We start from the raw sequence: 18344 nt of genomic DNA, 5'->3' as shown, positions 1-18344 counted from the left end.
CGTATATAATCTTTAGGTATGGATAGCAACAAATACATATTTCCGAAAGAAGTTATAGAGAACACAGCAGAATATCATTTTCATGCACATAATTCTTACACCAAAGTAATTTACCAGGTTATTTTGGCTGTGCTCATCATTGCTTTTGTGGCCATGTTTCTTATCAAGGTTGATGTAAACGTGAAAAGTGCAGGTTTATTTAGACCCACTGCCGAACGTAACGAGATTAAACCTCTTGTTGCCGGCAGAATAGACTCACTTTTTATAAAGGAGAACATGCATGTTAAGGAGGGGCAAATCTTGCTCACCATAAAAAAGGAAAATATCGAAAGCCAGGATGAATTAAATCAATTTCAACAAACAGACGTTGAAGATCAGCTTTACGATTTGGGCCTGCTTATAAACGCTTACCGAAGAAACGATTGGTCGAAAAAACTCCCTCTAAAATCTGGTGTTTATGGGCAGCAGTATAGTTTATTTATGCAAAGGGTTACCGAGGCGAAGGCCAGGTACCAGTTGGCGAACAAAAACTTCGAACGCTATAGCTACCTGTATAAGAGAAAGGCTGTTTCTGGGTTGGAATACGATGAGGTAAAACTCAAGAAAGATAATGTATTTAACGAACTTAGTTTGATTGGGGAAGAACAAGGGAGCAAGTGGCAAACAGAATTGAATCAATTAACGATACAGAACCAACAGTTAGGCACCAGAGATAAACAGTACGAAGAAGAGAAGGCTTTCTATACAATAAAAGCACCTTTAACCGGAACTGTACAGCAATTGAAAGGTATTCAGCCGGGAAGTTCGATATCTGCCAATGAGATTCTTGGTGAAATTTCGCCAGACTCGGGATTGATTGCGGAAACCTATGTGCAGCCTAAAGATATCGGGTTGCTTAAGGTAGGCACAAAAGCCAGATTCCAAATCGATGCGTATAATTACAATGAATGGGGAATGGCTACTGGTAAGGTTATTTCGATTTCAAACGATGTTTTTATGGAAAATGGCGCTCAGCCCTTTTTCAAGGTGCGCTGTCTGCTCGATCAGAATAGTTTAAACTTACGCAACGGTTACAAAGGCAAAATCAAAAAAGGGATGACACTGCAAGCAAGGTTTTTTGTAACCAGAAGAACCCTGTTTCAACTTCTTTATGATAAAGCTGATGATTGGCTAAACCCTAATGTTATTCCTGAAACTAAAGAAGCCCAAGTGAGCAACCTATGAAAAACGTATTACAGATTTTCCGCGGTTTTATAGCCAATTTAGCAGTAAAAAGGCAATCGGAACGCACCATCATTAAACAACATGATGTAACAGATTGCGGCGCAGCATGCTTGGCTTCCATAAGTATTCACTATGGATTAGATTTGCCAATAGCACGTATTCGCCAATACGCTAGCACCGATAAGAAAGGAACTAATGTGTTGGGTTTAATTGAGGCTTCTACCCGACTTGGTTTTTCGGCAAAGGGCGTTAAAGCTAGCTACGATAATCTTTTTACGATCCCCTTGCCTGTGATTGCACACGTAAATCACAATAATTTAGCCCATTATATTGTACTTTATTCGGCAAATGAAGAATATGTTGAAGTGATGGATCCTGCCTACGGTGAGATGCAGCGTTTAACGGCCGATGAATTTCGGCAGAAATGGACTGGCGTTTTGATAATGCTTTTGCCTGGCGATGATTTTACCGCCGGAACAGAAAGAATCTCCTTAGAAAAACGGTTCATTTATCTTCTCCTGCCCCATAAATCAGTTTTGATACAGGTACTTATTGGTGCCATTTTCTACACACTTTTAGGCCTCTCCACTTCAATTTTCTTGCAGAAAATTGTTGATAACGTACTACCCGAAGGTAACACAAACCTTTTGAATTTGATGGGTACCGTGATGATCATCATCATTTTACTCCAGATTTTCATCAACTATGCAAAAACGTTGCTAACGATAAAAACTGGTCAGCAAATAGATGCACGACTTATTTTAGGGTACTATAAGCATCTATTAAAACTACCTCAGCAATTTTTTGATACGATGCGTGTGGGTGAAATCATTTCCCGGATGAACGATGCCGTAAAGATTAGGGCTTTTATTAACGATGTGTTAGTAGGCTTTGCGGTAAACGTTTTTATTTTGATTTTTTCCTTTGCATTGATGTTTACCTATTATTGGAAGCTAGCGCTGATTATGCTAACCGTGGTTCCATTATACGCAATCATCTATTATGTATCAAATCGCTTAAATAAAACAACCCAGCGGCAATTGATGGAAAAGAGTGCCGAATTAGAGAATCAGCTGGTAGAATCGGTAAATTCGGTAAGCACTATTAAACGTTTCGGATTAGAAAACTTCTCCAATTTAAAAACTGAAATTCGGTTTATTAATCTACTCAAAACGGTTTACACTTCAGGTACTAATTCACTTCTGGTAGGTAATGCCAGTAGTTTCATTTCGAGTATTTTTGCCGTTATATTACTTTGGGCGGGTGCAAGTTTTGTGCTGCAAAATATGATTACGCCGGGAGAATTATTATCGTTCTACGCTATTATAGGTTATTTTACAGGGCCGGTAATTAGTTTAATTGGCATGAATAAAATATTTCAAGATGCAAGAATTGCCGCCGACAGGCTTTTTGAGATTATGGATCTTGAGCGAGAGAAAACTGAAAATCGCACAGATTTAACACCAGATATGATTGGTGATATCGAATTCAGAAACGTTAACTTTAGGTATGGCACAAGAGTTACCGTATTTGACGGTTTCAACCTTTATATTGAAAAAGGAAAAATTACGGCTGTTGTAGGGGAAAGTGGATCAGGAAAAACCACTTTATTGTCTTTGCTTCAGAATATTTATCCATTACAATCAGGTAATATCCTCATCGGTGAGTTTGATATCAATTATCTTACAAATGAAAGTCTAAGGAGATTTGTTGCAGTAGTACCGCAAGATGTGCATTTATTTGCAGGAAATGTAATTGAGAATATTGCTGTTGGAGAAATGGAACCTGATATGAAAAAGATCATCAGGATTTGTGCTCAGATTAATATTATGGATTTTATTGAGCGTTTGCCAAATGGATTTGATACCTATTTAGGTGAAAATGCCACCAACCTCTCTGGTGGGCAGCGGCAGCGATTAGCTATTGCCAGGGCATTGTACCGGGAACCAGAAATATTAATATTAGATGAGGCTACTTCATCTCTGGATTCATCATCAGAAGAACACATTCACCATGCCATATCCCATCTACGCGAAAGCGGAAAAACAATTATTTTAATTGCCCACCGTTTAAGTACCGTTGTTAATGCCGATAAAATTGTAGTGCTTAAAGAAGGAAAATTGATTGAAGAAGGCACACATGATGAACTGGTAAAAAGCAATGGGATGTATACTGCAATGTGGAACAAACAATTTCCACCAGCTGTAGCACCTGCCAAAAAGAGGGCTAAAAAGGTTGAAAAGGAGTAGTTGTTAGTAGGAATGTACCACAGCGATGCATCCGTCCTGTCAAAAGTTAGCTCACTACCTCATAAAAAGCAACAAAACAAATCCCTTTTCTTGCTTAGGGATTTGTTTTCATATCCTTACTATATATTTTCAGTTTCGTTCGCTGGAACCCTTCTAGAGCCATCGTATAATTCGTATTCCAGTAACCGGCAATCTAGTTTTCCATTATAAAATTCTACCTTCTTTGCAGCTTTTAAACCAATTTTTTTCGCCAGATCTGGATTCCCGGTAAAGATATAGCCCGAGTATCCTTTACATTTGGTTTTCATAAAATCACCCATACGTTTATACGTTAGCTCTAGCTTGCTGTGCACCCCTAATCGTTCTCCGTATTCAGGATTAAAGACAACCGTGCCCTTGCCATCTTCGGGTACATTTGTCAACTCAAAATCGCAGGTTTCAAATTCAATCAGTGTATCCACACCTGCGGTTTTGGCATTTCGGCGGGTAACCTCTACTGCATCTTCAGAAAGATCTGAAGCAATAATTCTCAAATCTGTATTTTTAACTACCTGGTCTTTCAGAAATCTTCGCTCTTCGAAAAAGGCCTGTTCATCATAACCTAAGATATGCATAAAACCATAATTCATGCGGTATAAACCGGGTGCACGATTGGTTGCAATTAAAGCAGCCTCTATTGCTAGCGTACCCGAACCACACATTGGATTTATAAATGGTGATTTGCGATCCCACTTTGTGGCATAAATAACACCAGCCGCCAAAGCTTCCAGCATGGGCGCCTTACCTGGAATTTTACGGTAGCCATGTTTGGCTAATGTTTCTCCAGAAGTGTCTATAAATACATCAGCATCTGCATCTTTCCAATACAAATGTACTACTGCCTTGTTTGCATCAGAACCAGAGTTTGGTCGAATACCCTTCTGCTCTTTCATCCGGTCTACAATCGCATCTTTTACTTTTAGGTTGGCGAAAAGCGGCGTGGTAATATTTGGATTGTCTACATTAGAGGTAACTGAAAAATAACCGGCAAAATCAATTAGTTCTTCCCACTCAATTAATTTAATCTGTGTGTATAAGTCATCGGGCGTAATGGCCTTGAAACTTTTAATGGCATACAAAATCTGGCTGGCGCAACGCAAGTTCAAATTTAGCTTAATGCACTCTGTAAGGGTAATATTAAGCTCTACGCCAGTTTGGAAAGATCTTTCTATATGGTAACCTAAGGCCTTAACTTCATCTTGTAAATATGGAGAAAGGCGCTTATTGCAGGTAATAATTACCTTACTTTTATTGTGGAAAACTTGCATCATAATATATGCGAAGTTATCAATAAAATTATTGAGATTTGAAGTTTAGAGTACAATATTAGCACGAGTTATGGAAATTAAAGGAAAAGTACACGAAGTAGGCGCAACCCAGCAAGTGAGTGAAACGTTTAAGAAACGTGATTTAATAGTTGAATATGCAGAAAACCCAACGTACCCAGAATATATTCGTTTTGAGGCGCTACAAGATAAAACTGCATTATTAGATACATTTAAAGCGGGCGATGAGGTTGAGGTTTTCTTTAATTTACGTGGCCGCCCTTGGACAGATAAAACAGGTAAAACATCATATTTTAATAGCTTGGTAGTTTGGAGAATTAATGCAATTGCAGCAGGTGCACCGCCAGCAGCAGCTCCAGCATATGCCGCACCGGTAGATGTTAGCAATACATCTGGCGAAGACGATGACTTACCTTTCTAAATAAAGAATCTTTTTTTAAGCAAACAATTTTGAACCATGCCGAGGCTTTTGCCTCGGCATTTTTTTAATAGAAAAATTAAGCCAACATAGTTAATCGACACAATTTTTTTACTCCAGAACAAATTGATAAATTAGGAACATTGTATTATTATGAAGAAATTTAACGCAATTTTTCTCACTTTTTTGTGTGCGTTGCTAGCATTGGTACCTGCAATCTCTTGTGCACAAAAAATGGTTCAGGGCAAGGTACTCAATGCCGATACAAAAAAGCCTGTAGATAATGCCAACATTTATTTTGATAACACACAAATCAAATCTAAAACTACTCAGCAGGGTCTGTTTAAATTATATGCTGATAAAATTTATCAAAAACTTATCGTATCTGCTATTGGTTATGAAAAGGCTACTGTTGATATTAAAGATGAGAGTGCGAATTATTATACCATTTTACTATCTGAGAAAGTAATCGAATTACAAGATGTTAATATTAGATCTGGTGTAAATGATTGGCAGCGGTGGGGTGATTTATTTGCCCGGTTATTATTGGGAAACGATAGACATATTTCATCAAGGTGCGAATTTCTTAATAAGAAAGATATTCTCTTTTATTTTGATGAAGATAATATGGAGCTTAGGGTGTCATCAAAGAAGCCAATTTTGATAAGTAATATGTTTCTTGGTTACTATCAAACACTAGATTTAGAAACTTTTACCTATAATTTTATTACTGATGAGGTGCGTTGGGATGCAAGTATCTACTACACACCCTTACCGCAAAAAGACAACCATCATGAGTCTACCTTAAAATATTCCTACTTGGGCTCCAAAATGCATTTCTATCGCAGCTTGTTTGGTAATAATTTACTGGAAGAAGGTTTCAAGTGTTACAAGTATACAGCGGTAAAAAATTTAAATAAAGCCAGGGTATTTGCACAAGTACAAAAGTACAGAGCCAAGAGATTATCTTACAAAAAAAAGGTGAGTGAATTTGTTCTTGATGATAATAGAGACTCATCTAAATATTATGCGAAAGTTCTTAGAGAGGAAGATTTTATTCGATGGGATACCACCAGGATAGATGCTCAAAAATACATTTACATAGACACTTTAACTAAGCAGACTATTTTTTTTCCTAAAGATAGTATTATGGTATTGTATACCCCTTTTGGAGGCAGTAAGGTTCAGCCGGATTTTGAAGGGATTTCTACATTTATGTCTACGAAGAAAACAATCATGTTTCTTACGGAAGACAATCCATTGATTTTACATCCAGCAGGTTTTGTTAGTACCAATGCTTTAATGATGGTTGGCTATATGGGCGAAAAACGCTTGGCACAACTTTTACCCTTTGATTTCATTTATAGCCATTAGCCTAATGCCTTAACAACATACTATTGATAAACGGTAGATGAGAGAAGTAGCAAAATATATTATTTTCTGTGGTTTCAGAATTGCTTCTTTCAATATGATATGCTATGTTTATGCTATCCATCCCTGTTCAATAATCCAAAATTCGTAAAAACTATTGAATGATGAACAAATTAACGCTCAACAAAGGCAGCCTTTTGGTTAGCCTAGCCGCACTATTTTTACTATTGGTGCAAGCCTGCAAAAAGGAAATTTTACTTCCTAAAAATGGAGACGGGGCCGTATCTTCCAAGCTAAAAACAATATCGTACCAAAATTTTATTGGTGCTATAGATACCAAAGGCAACCGGCAGTTTAGAAAACATACTTACAGGCAAGAAAGAGCGCTTAATGAGCCTGAGCCCTGCCTCCAATAACTTAAACCTGGAGATGGATAGTGTAAGGTACCTGCATTTGGGCGATACCTCCAGCTATATTATCAGTGTTAAACCACAAACACCCCGGGCAACGGCTTTTCAAAACATAACTATACAAGTTGTAAAGGGCAAAACAACTGCTTTTTTAACCACCTATTATCCAGATAAGGAATGGATAGATAATTGGAGGATAAAGCGTAAAACTGCCTTTAAGGGCAATATTGTATTTAACAGGATAAACCTCAGCGATGAAGGCCTAAGTATGGGCAGTGTAGCTAATGGGCAGTTCAGCACCGATGGGAATGGGCTAAAGGGAAAAATGTTGGCAACCGTGGGCAATGGGGATGGTTTTTCTGGTGTAATAAGCCTGCTTCCTGGAGAGTGCGAGTTTATTGATGTTTATACCGTTGTGGCACGAGCATGCTCTACTGGGGATATGCCTGGCTCATGCCCATGGGAGAAAGAGGGTTTAACATTAGCCGAGGTGCAGAATATACATGGCTCTGGAGCGCACCTTCCGTACTACACCTTAGAACGCTCTACTGAAGTTAATTGTGCGGCGCCAGAAATCCCTACAGCACCAAGCGGCGGCGGTGGCGGCGGCAGTACCACACCAGCACCGCCAACAGAATACAATCCATGCAGCAGCGGCCCACAAGAGGTTGGCGAAATCAATTACGAGCGGGGAACAAGATTAATGGTTGCGCCGCCCACTCCTTGCGATGGCGGAGGTACAGGCGGAGGGGCTGGCACGCCAAGCACAAACCCAAAACTAAATACGATAATTAGTTTTATGGGCATTACCGATGATTCAAAACAAAACTACCTATTAAACAACAATGAGGTTTACCAAGCTTTACTAAACTATTTACTAGACAACGATAGTACGCTAGAGAACAAAGAGTTTGTAAATTGGGCAGTTGGGTATTTGATGCAGAATCCAAATATATCCCCCCAGGTTTTTATAAGTCAGTTTTCGGAAATAAGTCAACTATCACATGAATTTAATATTCAACAAGATTTTGAAAATGCATTAAGCATAACCTTGTTAGCCTATCAAAATAATAATTTTAGCAGTAGTTTTGCGGTTCAAAATACGTGTAGCGCACAAGGTGTTGGTATCAATCCCATTCTTGAGATCTATTTTAATACACAAGTTGCAATTATCAAATGGCAACATCCCAATTGGTCATCTTTCCGCGTTTATTGGGAAGCCAGTAAAGAAATTATTCACTTAGCACTTGACATTGGCGGGTTGGTTCCTGTAATTGGAGAGGTTTGTGATTTAGCAAACGGAGTGATATACACTGTTCAAGGCGACGGTATTAATGCCTCATTAAGTTATGCGTCTGCCATTCCCATTGCTGGTTGGGCAGCTTCTGGCGCAAAGTTTGCTATTAAGGCTGTAGACGCAACGGGCACAGTTAAAACAACCTTAAAATGGATTAAGAAAGCCAATGGAGCTATAGATTTTGGATTAAGAGGCCAATTGCGGCAAACGCTTAAATTAACAAAGGGAAACTTACTACAGGCCCATCATATTATTCCTTGGGAGTTTACCACCAATACTGTTGTGCAAAAGGCTGCTGAACACGGTTTCCATATGAATGAGGCTTTGAACGGTATTGGATTGGCCAAGAGTGTACACGTGGAAGGGATGGTACATAATGTTTATAACAATCAAATTCGCAAAAGACTTGATTATTTACCAACTAATTTGACCCCCGCCCAAGCAGAACTAGAGTTAAAAAAGATAATAAACGATGTAAGGGACTGGATACAGGCACATCCTGATCAAAGTTTAAATAATATTATTTTATAGATGAATTATTTTAAGATAGACTACTCGTTAGATGTGAAAGTTATTGGGAACACATTTCCGCAGTCGCAAAAATTTCACACGGATATAAGTATTAAAGACCCTTTATTTATATGGAATAATGAAATACCATTGCCAAAAAATATATATCTGCCAGATTTTTTTTTGCATCACAAGGCTAAACTTACCGATTTCATTTCGCACACCAATAAATATCCTTTGATAAGCCGTAAACTGTACGATTGTATGATGGGGTTTGGCCATACAGCAATGGAGTTCCGTAAAACTAGCCTACTGAACAGGGGCGTTAGGACAGAAGTTTTTTTAATCTCGGGAAAAACCAAAGGATTCGAATTTTTAGATCTTTCTCAAACAGAGATAATGCTTTTTGATGGGTCTAGCTACTCAAAAGTGTTAGATATTAAGAATGAAAATCTGCTAGAGGATATGATAAAGGAACTCAACTATCCCAATAGAATATCAATAGGTAAGTACAGGTTAAAGAATTTAGAGAATATTGACATCTTCTACATAGCTAATATTCCCGGAGGCGGAGCATATTTTTTATCAGACAGATTGAAGCAGGCAGTAATAGCCCAGGGGTGTACTGGGATTGAATTTGAGAGTATTTGAGCTAACATGATCAGATCTGGTTCAGAATACCAATTGCGGCAAACACTTAAATTAGCAAAGGGAAACCCGCTACAGGCTCATCATATTATCCCTTGGGAATTTACCACAAATACCATGGTGCAAAAGGCTGCTGAATACGGTTTCCGCATGAACGTGGCTTTGAACGAAATAGCCTTAAGTAAAAGTGTGCATGTGGAGGGGATGGTGCATAATGTTTATAATACTACCGTTGTAAATAAATTGAATAAAATTGTAACTGATTATGGTGCAAATTTAACAACCTATATAGCAGAAACTGAATTAAAAAATCTGATATCACAAATACGCAATTGGATAGTTACACACTCAGGACAGAATATCAATAACCTAATATTGTCATGAACTTTTATCGAATCGAACATCAATATGACCGATTAATTGTAGGCGCCACATTTCCCCCCTTCTAGCGCAAGCATTAGTGTAACGGTGCTTGTGCTTTTTAAGTTAGTTAGAGTTTTATTTGAATTAGGCACAAGCGGACTCTTGCGCCAGAGGGGGGTTGGCGAGATCAACTACGAGCGGGGAACAAGGTTAATGGTTGCGCCGGCCACTCCTTGCGATGGCGGAGGGACTGGCACGCCAAGCACAAACCCAAAACTAAATACAATAATTAGTTTTATGGGCATTACCGATGTTACAAAACAAAACTACCTATTAAACAACAATGAGATTTACCAAGCTTTACTAAACTATTTACTAGATAACGATAGTACGCTAGAGAACAAAGAGTTTGTAAATTGGGCAGTTGGGTATTTGTTGGAGAATCCTGATGCTTCATTTAATGAATTAGCATTGGGTAATGACATTCTAAATTCAGATATCAGTTTACCTAATTTAGACGTTTCTGAATTAGCTAGTTATCCCAAATTTAAAGCTTTAGTAGAAAATCTACCTATTTTTCTAAATAATTATCCAAATATTTTAAAAGCTATTAGCTTAACAACAGGTTTGTCTGAAAAGAAAATCAGAGAGTTAATGAAACCTGGAAAAGGCCCAAAGGTAAGAGTTGTTAACAATTTAAAAAGTAGTGACGGATATGATATTTTGGGTCATTTTAATGATAAAACGAAAATATTGGAAATTGATAATGGATTCATAAACGATTTAGATATTGCTAATACCCCTACGAAATATCAGGGAATAGGCTTAATTTTATCCATAATTACTTTACACGAGTTTGTTCATTTTGGTAGAGACGCTAACGGTTTACCCAAGAGAATGGCTGGTTTAAGAACTGGTAAGGGCTCTATAGAAGCAGGGGTTTATTTTGAAGATATGATAATGCCACCTGGCGCCTATCCATTAGAACCCGCTACGGCTGATGGATGGTTAAGGTATTATAAGATTACTAATAGGCAATAATTAAGACTATGAAATTTTTTTGTATTTATTTAGCTGCTATTGCTTTTTCAACCTGTAATAATAGTAGCAAGGATCAATCAAATAGTAATGACATTACTGGAGTGGTGAAGAAGATACTAGATGATAATCATTTAAGCAGCGTGCTTGTCAGTAAGCCCGATACAATATTTATAATTAAATCAAGCAATGTAACTAAAGACTGGCCCTCTAATACGAGTAAATATAAACTCAATTACATCGAACGGCAAAAAAAAGATGAAAACTTGATTGACCTAAGTCCTCAAGCTTGGAATGATAAAAGAACAAAGATAGATTTTGGTCGATTTGTCATGAGTAAAAATGCTGCATCTGTTACTATAGTTATATCTGAATTTCATGAACTCTCTATTTATGATTATAAACTCAAATATAGAAATGAACAATGGATAATTGCTAAAATAGAGAAAAGACCGTATATATTGTAAAGATCTAGCCAACGCCTGTGGCGGAGGTATGTCAACGGCTTTTCAAAACAAAACTATACAAGTTGTAAAGGGCAAAACAACTGCTTTTTTAACCACCTATTATCCAGATAAGGAATGGATAGATAATTGGAGGATAAAGCGTAAAACTGCCTTTAAGGGCAATATTGTATTTAACAGGATAAACCTCAGCGATGAAGGCCTAAGTATGGGCAGTGTAGCTAATGGGCAGTTCAGCACCGATGGGAATGGGCTAAAGGGAAAAATGTTGGCAACCGTGGGCAATGGGGATGGTTTTTCTGGTGTAATAAGCCTGCTTCCTGGAGAGTGCGAGTTTATTGATGTTTATACCGTTGTGGCACGAGCATGCTCTACTGGGGATATGCCTGGCTCATGCCCATGGGAGAAAGAGGGTTTAACATTAGCCGAGGTGCAGAAGATACATGGCTCTGGAGCGCACCTTCCGTACTACACTTTAGAACGCTCTAATGAAGTTAATTGTGCGGCGCCAGAAATCCCTACAGCACCAAGCGGCGGCGGTGGCGGCGGCAGTACCACACCAGCGCCGCCAACAGAATACAATCCATGCAGCAGCGGCCCACAAGAGGTTGGCGAGATCAATTACGAGCGGGGAACAAGATTAATGGCTGCGCCGCCCACTCCTTGCGATGGCGGAGGTACAGGCGGAGGGACTGGCACGCCAAGCACAAACCCAAAACTAAATACAATCAATAATTAGTCTTATGGGCATTACCGATCTTACAAAACAAAACTACCTATTAAACAACAATGAGGTTTACCAAGCTTTACTAAACTATTTACTAGACAACGATAGTACGCTAGAGAATAAAGAGTTTGTAAATTGGGCGGTTGGGTACCTGTTGGAGAATCCAAACAGTTTTGAGGACTTTAAAAGAAATGTATTGGTAATTGAGGCTGATCAATCATTCAATGACAGTGATGCTGATAATAACTGTACATTAATGGACTTAAATAATATTGGAAATGCATCATTCAATTCAAATGAATTTGATGTTTTTACTCCAAGCGCAATTCTGCCAGGTTATGGACCAAGTCACCTTGTATCTCAAGCCATCAAAAATTTTAATCCTTGGATATATTATGCATTTTTAGGTTCAAATAACACATCTTTAGCTCATTTTCATTTAACAGCCAAAGGCATGGATGCTGGAGATGGTTATCGAAAAGCAATAGGTGCAATTGGTGAAGGTCTGTTTGTTTCGAGGCTAACATCTTTGCCAACTTCACCCCCGGCAAGTTTGTTTATTGCAAAAATGTTTGGCACAACACATATTGACGCGCTTGTTGTACGCAAAATCCCATTTGTCAATGGTAGCGGATATGAAATCGCAATAAACTACACAGATCTTAACGGTGATTATCAACAGAAAAGAATGAAACACCCTGATGGGCTTACCATGGGTCCAATAAAAGAAACAACAATTTCCTATGAAGTAAAAACCCTTAATGCGGCAGCAAATATTCTTTAATCAATATTGAAAGCATTAAAAGAAGGGGTAAAACAAACTCGACATAGGGCAGGTATTCCGTACATGAGTGCTTCTATACTTGTTTTCGATGAACAAGCTTGGAATAAACTAAAATCTTCTTCTCTTGGGACTCAAGCAATAAATGAAATTAATAGTATGTCTTCTGTCAAAAATTCTGATCGAGAGCAAAAAATATATTTTAGAATTGAAAAAAACCTAACACGAGATGCAATTAGAGCATTTTATGGATTAAGAGATAGGATAAAAAATTTATAAACATGAAAATAATCTTGACTATCTTACATATTATAACTTCTATCTTCCCTTATATGTCTAATAACGAAACGAAAATTAAGGAATTTTACCTAAGTGAATTTACAGAGAGCAATATATTACACCATCCTGAAATATTAGATTTGAATTGTTTAATAATTTCAAATCCTAACTGGACACTATATCCGCCCAACAATTTAACGCCAGAGGATGCTATTCATTACAAAATACCTGTATTTATAAATAATTTTAAATCTCTTCAAACACTAATTATACAGGGTGCGTTTATTACCTCTTTGCCAAAAGATCTACAATGTTTAGGTAAATTGGAAAATATAAGTGTTGCCTTGTGTGGCGAATCAGATATCCATGATATTTGTTTTTTGCTAAAACGGATAAAAAATTTAAAAATACTTAGTTTAACTGGATCCATTATTTCAGACGAAACTTACAGTATGATTGTAAAGGAGCTACCCAATATTCAAGTTTTGGATACACTTAGAAGTATGAAAACTAAAGAAGATTAACGTTATTTAACACTGATTTAGTTTGTTGGCTAATTTTGTAACTTTGTTAAACATCAATATAAAATAACTAATCCCATCCTTGTTTTAAGCGTTGGCTATTTTAGGGGTACTTAGATTGGAGATAGAAAGCCAAACTCTGTTTAAAGCATGTCTAGTCCTAAATGAGCCTGCTTCCCGGAGAGTGCGAGTTTATTGATGTTTATACCGTTGTGGCACGAGCATGCTCTACTGGTGATATGCCTGGCTCATGCCCATGGGAGAAAGAGGGTTTAACATTAGCCGAGGTGCAGAATATACATGGCTCTGGAGCGCACCTTCCGTACTACACCTTAGAACGCTCTACTGAAGTTAATTGTGCGGCGCCAGAAATCCCTACAGCACCAAGCGGCGGCGGTGGCGGCGGCAGTACCACACCAGCACCGCCAACAGAATACAATCCATGCAGCAGCGGCCCACAAGAGGTTGGCGAAATCAATTACGAGCGGGGAACAAGATTAATGGTTGCGCCGCCCACTCCTTGCGATGGCGGAGGTACAGGCGGAGGGAGTCAGCCTATCACTCCAGTTTACAATGAATTTTCACCCATTTATCTTCCTGATAATTTTGATATAGCTTACCCACAAGAGTACTTCGATTTGGAAGATAGCTATGATGCGCTGACTTTAGAGCTTATTAATGAGGGCTTACAAAATACTGACCCAATTCCAGAGTCATATTACAAAAATGGTACTAGAATAGATATGTTGAGTGCACCTTTTCGCAATGGAAAAACTGCTTTAGGCATTCCGAGAAATCCAGTTTACTTTTGGCAACAACTAATAAAATTAAGGCCAGAAATGTTTAACGAATCAAATAGAAATTTAATAATATCTAATAAATCTCCGATTATCAATGATCAATGGATAAAGTATAATCCCACGCATAAGGCATATATGGGCGACCAGTTAGTACATCATCATGATGGCCAAGGAAGATATGCTTATGCAATTCCCCAAAAAGTTCATTTAAAATGGAATAGGATCTTACATTCTATAAGAATTGGTAAATTTCCTGGACTAAGAGGCACAATGAACTCACTAGCTGGAGGGATGCAAATTTTCTCTTTACTAACAGATTTCAACACTGGAAATCCTGATGCTTGGATAAATTGGTACGGGCCAGTGGATGAAGTAGGCAAAGTTTACAAGCAACCGCTTACTGGCGATTATTTTGTTATTACAAAACAAATAAAATATAGAAACAATAATGGTGAAGTAATTCGTGCAAAAGTTACTTATGATGTATATGCAGATTATATTTGGGATGCGGATGAAAAAAAATATATGGGCGTACTTAAATTGGGTGCTTTTACAGAAGATATCGATATGAATAACAGACATGCTATCGGATCTGTATGGGAACCGAAAATGCTTTAGTAAAATAAAATAAATTAATATATGAATTTGGAAACATACAAGATCTATTGGGGTGAGAAAAATGAAATACTTCATGTCACAAATCTTCAAAATAGTATAATTAAGCATGATACAGATTATTTTTTGACATTTTGGGGATTACCCTCTAATGTTGCACCATTTTTAAACTTTGAAGATCTCAATAATAGAAAACTCTTATCAGCTAATGAATTTTTTGATCTTAATAATGATCTATTAGATTCTTTCCTAGTTCTAGGTACAAATGGTGCTGGCGATCCAATTTGCATTGATATTAATATAGATGACGAGATCGTTTATCTAAACCATGATAATAATTTTGAGCGAATCTATATCAATAAAGATATTTACAAATTTGCCACAAGTTTGATACATTATGATCAATTTACTTCCTCATTAATTGATTCCTCAGCAGTTAATTATGAGAGGAAAAAGTTTACTGATCAAGCTTTCAAAGAGCTAAAAAATGATTTTGAAAATATTGATAACACTTGTTTTGCATATAATTCGTTCTGGACAAGTGAATTAGATGCATTATTATTGGAAAGAGATAATGATTAAATAAACATTATGAAAGCAAAAGAATTTGTCGAAAAAATACTTGGATTAAGGCCTATTCATAGCGATTTTAGCAATACAGATTTTTCAATTGATTTAATTGAAGATTGGATAAAACAATTTGAAATCAAAAAAAAAGCAAACAATAATAATCCTAATGAAATAATGAACTTATTATTAAATTATGATGTTGCTGAATTAAGAATAAACGATATTACTTTTGATTCTGATTACCAGGAAGATGATCAATATATTTTTTTGGATGGGATGTATTACCAAATAGAATTGCCCCTTCTAGCGCAAGCATTAGTGTAACGGTGCTTGTGCTTTTTAAGTTAGTTAGAGTTTAATTTGAATTAGGCACAAGCGGACTCTTGCGCCAGAGGGGGGTTGGCGAGATCAACTACGAGCGGGGAACAAGGTTAATGGTTGCGCCGCCCACCCCTTGCGATGGCGGAGGTACAGGCGGAGGGGCTGGCACGCCAAGCACAAACCCAAAACTAAATACGATAATTAGTTTTATGGGCATTACCGATGATTCAAAACAAAACTACCTATTAAACAACAATGAGGTTTACCAAGCTTTACTAAACTATTTACTAGACAACGACAGTACGCTAGAGAATAATGAGTAATAAAGAATCTTTTTTTAAGCAAACAATTTTGAACCATGCCGAGGCTTTTGCCTCGGCATTTTTTTTTATAGAAAAGCTTACTCGTCAGAGTTTTCAACTGACAAATCCATGTTAAAAATTGTTAAAAACCAATACAACAAATAGCTAAACCGTATTTTTGATATTAGTTGGTTTTTCGCAAGCCATATCTATGAATTAAACCTCTAAGCATAATTGCTTAATGAAGAAAAGAAGTTTTTGGTTAATAACCGTTTTAATGACGGTAGCTTTGCTTGGTGTATTTGTAATGCAGTTGTATTACATCAGGGAGGCCTATAATCTAAAATCTCAGCTTTTCGACGAGCAGGTAAACCAGACCTTGGCTAATGTAGTGAAGAAGGTGGAGCGTTTAAATGTGGCCGATCACATCAATAGAAAAGATGCTGAGAACAAGCTTAAAAGTTTACAAGATGCCCGGCAAAGGGCACTCGATATTAAAGATTTAAGACAACAGTTTGCACAGGAAACCGAACTTAAACAAGCCGAGCGGGAGAACCAGATTGAAAATTACCTTAACCAGCAAGATAGCATCATTCGGGTTTCGTACCGTGGGCCAAAACTAATTTCAGAAAACGAATTTAAATCTTTGTCTTCTCCGCGACCATCGATTACTGGTGCACGCCTGGATGTAGAGATGGATGCACTGGTCGATTTTAACAGCCTAAATTTGAAAGGCTACAGCATGCGTACCAAGTTGGTATCGCCAGGTGCAAAAACCTTCAATTTTAGAACGCCACAGAATCTCCCCGATACTATTCGCTATTTGGTGGCCGATCCGCTTACGGGAAATCCGTTATTGGTAGCGTTACCAAAGATCTCAGACGACTTAGAGAAACAGTTTAAACGTGAGGATGCCATTGCAAAGAAAAAGCTGGAGCTTAAAATTGCTGCACTCGGAAAAGATACTTTTTCTTATACCCGTTTAAGTTTGGTTGAAGATGTTTCTAAGGAGCTACAAGAACGAAATGTTCCAATTTACAAGCGGATCAATTTTAATCAGTTGGGCAGTTTGCTGAAAGAAGAATTGCTTACCCATAACATCACTCAAAAACCATCGTACAAAATCTCTTTAGCAAGAAAAGATTCGGTACTCTATATGGAAGCTACGCATTTAAAAAAGGAATTTCTACCAGAGAACACATACAAAATTCCGCTATTCGGTAATGATTTGTTTCGCGATCCCGGAACGTTGATTGTAAGCTTTCCTAATAAAAACTCGGCAATTGTTTCCAACTTAAGTGCCACACTCGCCTCATCCGTTGGTTTATTGTTGGTATTGGTTTTTATTTTTTCTTATACGCTCTATGCCATCCTAAAGCAGAAGAAAGTGTCTGAGATGAAAACCGATTTCATCAATAACATGACGCACGAGTTTAAGACACCGGTTGCCACCATTATGATTGCCAGCGAGGCGCTAAAAGATCCGGAGGTGGTAGAAGATAGAAAACGATTAAGTCGGCTCGCTAATATTATTTATGATGAAAATGTGCGTTTAGGTAGTCACATCGAAAGGGTGCTCAGCATTGCCAGGCTAGAAAAAGGCGAGTTGAAATTGGAAAATACTGAAGTTGATATGAACGATTTGATCATCATCGTACTTGACAGTATGGAACTACAGCTACAAAAGAAAAATGCAATAATTCACCTAAACACCGATGCGGAAAATGCCACCATTTTTGGTGATGAGTTGCATCTATCTAATGTGCTTTATAACCTGATAGATAACGCCAATAAATATAGTACCGATACGCCTGAAATTACCATCTCTACTAAAAATACCAATGGAAATTTAATTATCCAGATAGCCGACAAAGGGATCGGGATGACCAGAGATCAATCCCGTCGGATTTTTGATCAGTTTTACCGTGTGCCAACAGGAAACCTGCATGATGTGAAAGGCTTTGGTTTGGGCTTAAATTACGTACAAGATATCATTAAAAAATTAAACGGAACGATTAGGGTAAGTAGCGAAAAAGATAAGGGAACAACCTTTGAAATAACGCTACCTTTATAACTGCTAATCATCCAAAGGAGCGCCTTGTTAAGCCCTG

Annotated in this window: 20 protein-coding genes; 19 read left to right on the top strand and 1 reads right to left on the bottom strand. The window is 37.7% G+C overall.

Annotated features, from left to right (window positions below):
- Positions 1-18: 18 nt before the first annotated feature.
- Complete coding sequence (locus OQ268_RS03550; protein ID WP_265854716.1) at positions 19-1224, top strand: HlyD family secretion protein; 1206 nt, start codon at positions 19-21, stop codon at positions 1222-1224.
- Entirely contained in the window at positions 1221-3473 is a 2253-nt protein-coding gene (locus OQ268_RS03545; protein ID WP_265854715.1) for a peptidase domain-containing ABC transporter, read from the top strand. Before OQ268_RS03550 ends, OQ268_RS03545 begins: the two co-directional genes overlap by 4 nt.
- Before the next feature lie 119 nt (positions 3474-3592).
- Here OQ268_RS03545 and OQ268_RS03540 read toward each other — a convergent pair whose 3' ends face one another.
- A complete protein-coding gene (locus tag OQ268_RS03540; RefSeq protein WP_265855156.1) occupies positions 3593-4780 on the bottom strand; it encodes a THUMP domain-containing class I SAM-dependent RNA methyltransferase in 1188 nt (395 codons plus the stop codon).
- A 70-nt stretch (positions 4781-4850) separates the two neighbouring features.
- Between OQ268_RS03540 and OQ268_RS03535 the strand changes: the two genes are divergently transcribed.
- From OQ268_RS03535 to OQ268_RS03455, 17 genes are all read left to right on the top strand, one after another.
- Positions 4851-5219 carry a DUF3127 domain-containing protein gene (locus OQ268_RS03535; RefSeq protein WP_265854714.1) on the top strand — a complete coding sequence of 123 codons (369 nt, stop codon included), beginning with the start codon at positions 4851-4853 and terminating at the stop codon, positions 5217-5219.
- A gap of 150 nt (positions 5220-5369) precedes the next feature.
- Complete coding sequence (locus OQ268_RS03530) at positions 5370-6590, top strand: carboxypeptidase-like regulatory domain-containing protein (protein WP_265854713.1); 1221 nt, start codon at positions 5370-5372, stop codon at positions 6588-6590.
- 158 nt (positions 6591-6748) lie between these two features.
- Entirely contained in the window at positions 6749-7003 is a 255-nt protein-coding gene (locus OQ268_RS03525) for a hypothetical protein (RefSeq protein ID WP_265854712.1), read from the top strand.
- A gap of 13 nt (positions 7004-7016) precedes the next feature.
- Positions 7017-8825, top strand: coding sequence for an AHH domain-containing protein (locus tag OQ268_RS03520; RefSeq protein WP_265854711.1), 1809 nt, complete (start codon positions 7017-7019; stop codon positions 8823-8825).
- Entirely contained in the window at positions 8826-9455 is a 630-nt protein-coding gene (locus tag OQ268_RS03515; RefSeq protein WP_265854710.1) for a hypothetical protein, read from the top strand.
- Between the two features lie 6 nt (positions 9456-9461).
- On the top strand, positions 9462-9836 hold the full coding sequence (locus tag OQ268_RS03510; RefSeq protein WP_265854709.1) for an AHH domain-containing protein: 375 nt from the start codon (positions 9462-9464) through the stop codon (positions 9834-9836).
- Between the two features lie 276 nt (positions 9837-10112).
- Positions 10113-10856: a hypothetical protein gene (locus OQ268_RS03505; protein ID WP_265854708.1), complete on the top strand. Its 744-nt coding sequence runs from the start codon at positions 10113-10115 to the stop codon at positions 10854-10856.
- Between the two features lie 8 nt (positions 10857-10864).
- Positions 10865-11320: a hypothetical protein gene (locus OQ268_RS03500; protein ID WP_265854707.1), complete on the top strand. Its 456-nt coding sequence runs from the start codon at positions 10865-10867 to the stop codon at positions 11318-11320.
- A 28-nt stretch (positions 11321-11348) separates the two neighbouring features.
- Positions 11349-12056, top strand: coding sequence for a hypothetical protein (locus OQ268_RS03495; RefSeq protein WP_265854706.1), 708 nt, complete (start codon positions 11349-11351; stop codon positions 12054-12056).
- 4 nt (positions 12057-12060) lie between these two features.
- A complete protein-coding gene (locus OQ268_RS03490) occupies positions 12061-12828 on the top strand; it encodes a hypothetical protein (protein WP_265854705.1) in 768 nt (255 codons plus the stop codon).
- Positions 12829-12834: 6 nt separating this feature from the next.
- A complete protein-coding gene (locus OQ268_RS03485; RefSeq protein ID WP_265854704.1) occupies positions 12835-13104 on the top strand; it encodes a hypothetical protein in 270 nt (89 codons plus the stop codon).
- 53 nt (positions 13105-13157) lie between these two features.
- Positions 13158-13628, top strand: a complete 471-nt coding sequence (locus tag OQ268_RS03480; protein ID WP_265854703.1) for a leucine-rich repeat domain-containing protein — start codon at positions 13158-13160, stop codon at positions 13626-13628.
- Between the two features lie 161 nt (positions 13629-13789).
- The gene (locus tag OQ268_RS03475; protein ID WP_265854701.1) at positions 13790-15043 is read left to right on the top strand and encodes a hypothetical protein; all 1254 of its coding nucleotides are present in this window, start codon (positions 13790-13792) and stop codon (positions 15041-15043) included.
- 21 nt (positions 15044-15064) lie between these two features.
- A complete protein-coding gene (locus OQ268_RS03470) occupies positions 15065-15622 on the top strand; it encodes a hypothetical protein (protein ID WP_265854699.1) in 558 nt (185 codons plus the stop codon).
- A 9-nt stretch (positions 15623-15631) separates the two neighbouring features.
- Positions 15632-15934: a hypothetical protein gene (locus OQ268_RS03465; protein ID WP_265854697.1), complete on the top strand. Its 303-nt coding sequence runs from the start codon at positions 15632-15634 to the stop codon at positions 15932-15934.
- Between the two features lie 59 nt (positions 15935-15993).
- Complete coding sequence (locus OQ268_RS03460) at positions 15994-16254, top strand: hypothetical protein (protein WP_265854696.1); 261 nt, start codon at positions 15994-15996, stop codon at positions 16252-16254.
- Positions 16255-16474: 220 nt separating this feature from the next.
- Positions 16475-18307: a sensor histidine kinase gene (locus tag OQ268_RS03455; RefSeq protein ID WP_265854695.1), complete on the top strand. Its 1833-nt coding sequence runs from the start codon at positions 16475-16477 to the stop codon at positions 18305-18307.
- Positions 18308-18344 lie beyond the last annotated feature (37 nt).

Source organism: Pedobacter sandarakinus (assembly GCF_026240095.1).
GTDB classification, from domain to species: domain Bacteria; phylum Bacteroidota; class Bacteroidia; order Sphingobacteriales; family Sphingobacteriaceae; genus Pedobacter; species Pedobacter sandarakinus.
Note: the sequence above shows the minus strand (reverse complement) of the source record. Positions and strands in the feature narration are given on the sequence as shown.

Excerpts from the sequence above, each read along its gene's own strand:
- OQ268_RS03510 (WP_265854709.1), top strand. The coding sequence starts at position 9,462 with ATGATCAGATCTGGTTCAGAATACCAATTGCGGCAAACACTTAAATTA.
- OQ268_RS03465 (WP_265854697.1), top strand. The coding sequence starts at position 15,632 with ATGAAAGCAAAAGAATTTGTCGAAAAAATACTTGGATTAAGGCCTATT.
- OQ268_RS03480 (WP_265854703.1), top strand. The coding sequence starts at position 13,158 with ATGTCTAATAACGAAACGAAAATTAAGGAATTTTACCTAAGTGAATTT.
- OQ268_RS03540 (WP_265855156.1), bottom strand. The coding sequence starts at position 4,780 with ATGCAAGTTTTCCACAATAAAAGTAAGGTAATTATTACCTGCAATAAG.
- OQ268_RS03475 (WP_265854701.1), top strand. The coding sequence starts at position 13,790 with ATGAGCCTGCTTCCCGGAGAGTGCGAGTTTATTGATGTTTATACCGTT.
- OQ268_RS03550 (WP_265854716.1), top strand. The coding sequence starts at position 19 with ATGGATAGCAACAAATACATATTTCCGAAAGAAGTTATAGAGAACACA.
- OQ268_RS03545 (WP_265854715.1), top strand. The coding sequence starts at position 1,221 with ATGAAAAACGTATTACAGATTTTCCGCGGTTTTATAGCCAATTTAGCA.
- OQ268_RS03500 (WP_265854707.1), top strand. The coding sequence starts at position 10,865 with ATGAAATTTTTTTGTATTTATTTAGCTGCTATTGCTTTTTCAACCTGT.
- OQ268_RS03525 (WP_265854712.1), top strand. The coding sequence starts at position 6,749 with ATGATGAACAAATTAACGCTCAACAAAGGCAGCCTTTTGGTTAGCCTA.
- OQ268_RS03470 (WP_265854699.1), top strand. The coding sequence starts at position 15,065 with ATGAATTTGGAAACATACAAGATCTATTGGGGTGAGAAAAATGAAATA.
- OQ268_RS03535 (WP_265854714.1), top strand. The coding sequence starts at position 4,851 with ATGGAAATTAAAGGAAAAGTACACGAAGTAGGCGCAACCCAGCAAGTG.
- OQ268_RS03505 (WP_265854708.1), top strand. The coding sequence starts at position 10,113 with ATGGGCATTACCGATGTTACAAAACAAAACTACCTATTAAACAACAAT.
- OQ268_RS03455 (WP_265854695.1), top strand. The coding sequence starts at position 16,475 with ATGAAGAAAAGAAGTTTTTGGTTAATAACCGTTTTAATGACGGTAGCT.
- OQ268_RS03520 (WP_265854711.1), top strand. The coding sequence starts at position 7,017 with ATGGATAGTGTAAGGTACCTGCATTTGGGCGATACCTCCAGCTATATT.
- OQ268_RS03530 (WP_265854713.1), top strand. The coding sequence starts at position 5,370 with ATGAAGAAATTTAACGCAATTTTTCTCACTTTTTTGTGTGCGTTGCTA.
- OQ268_RS03490 (WP_265854705.1), top strand. The coding sequence starts at position 12,061 with ATGGGCATTACCGATCTTACAAAACAAAACTACCTATTAAACAACAAT.
- OQ268_RS03515 (WP_265854710.1), top strand. The coding sequence starts at position 8,826 with ATGAATTATTTTAAGATAGACTACTCGTTAGATGTGAAAGTTATTGGG.
- OQ268_RS03495 (WP_265854706.1), top strand. The coding sequence starts at position 11,349 with ATGTCAACGGCTTTTCAAAACAAAACTATACAAGTTGTAAAGGGCAAA.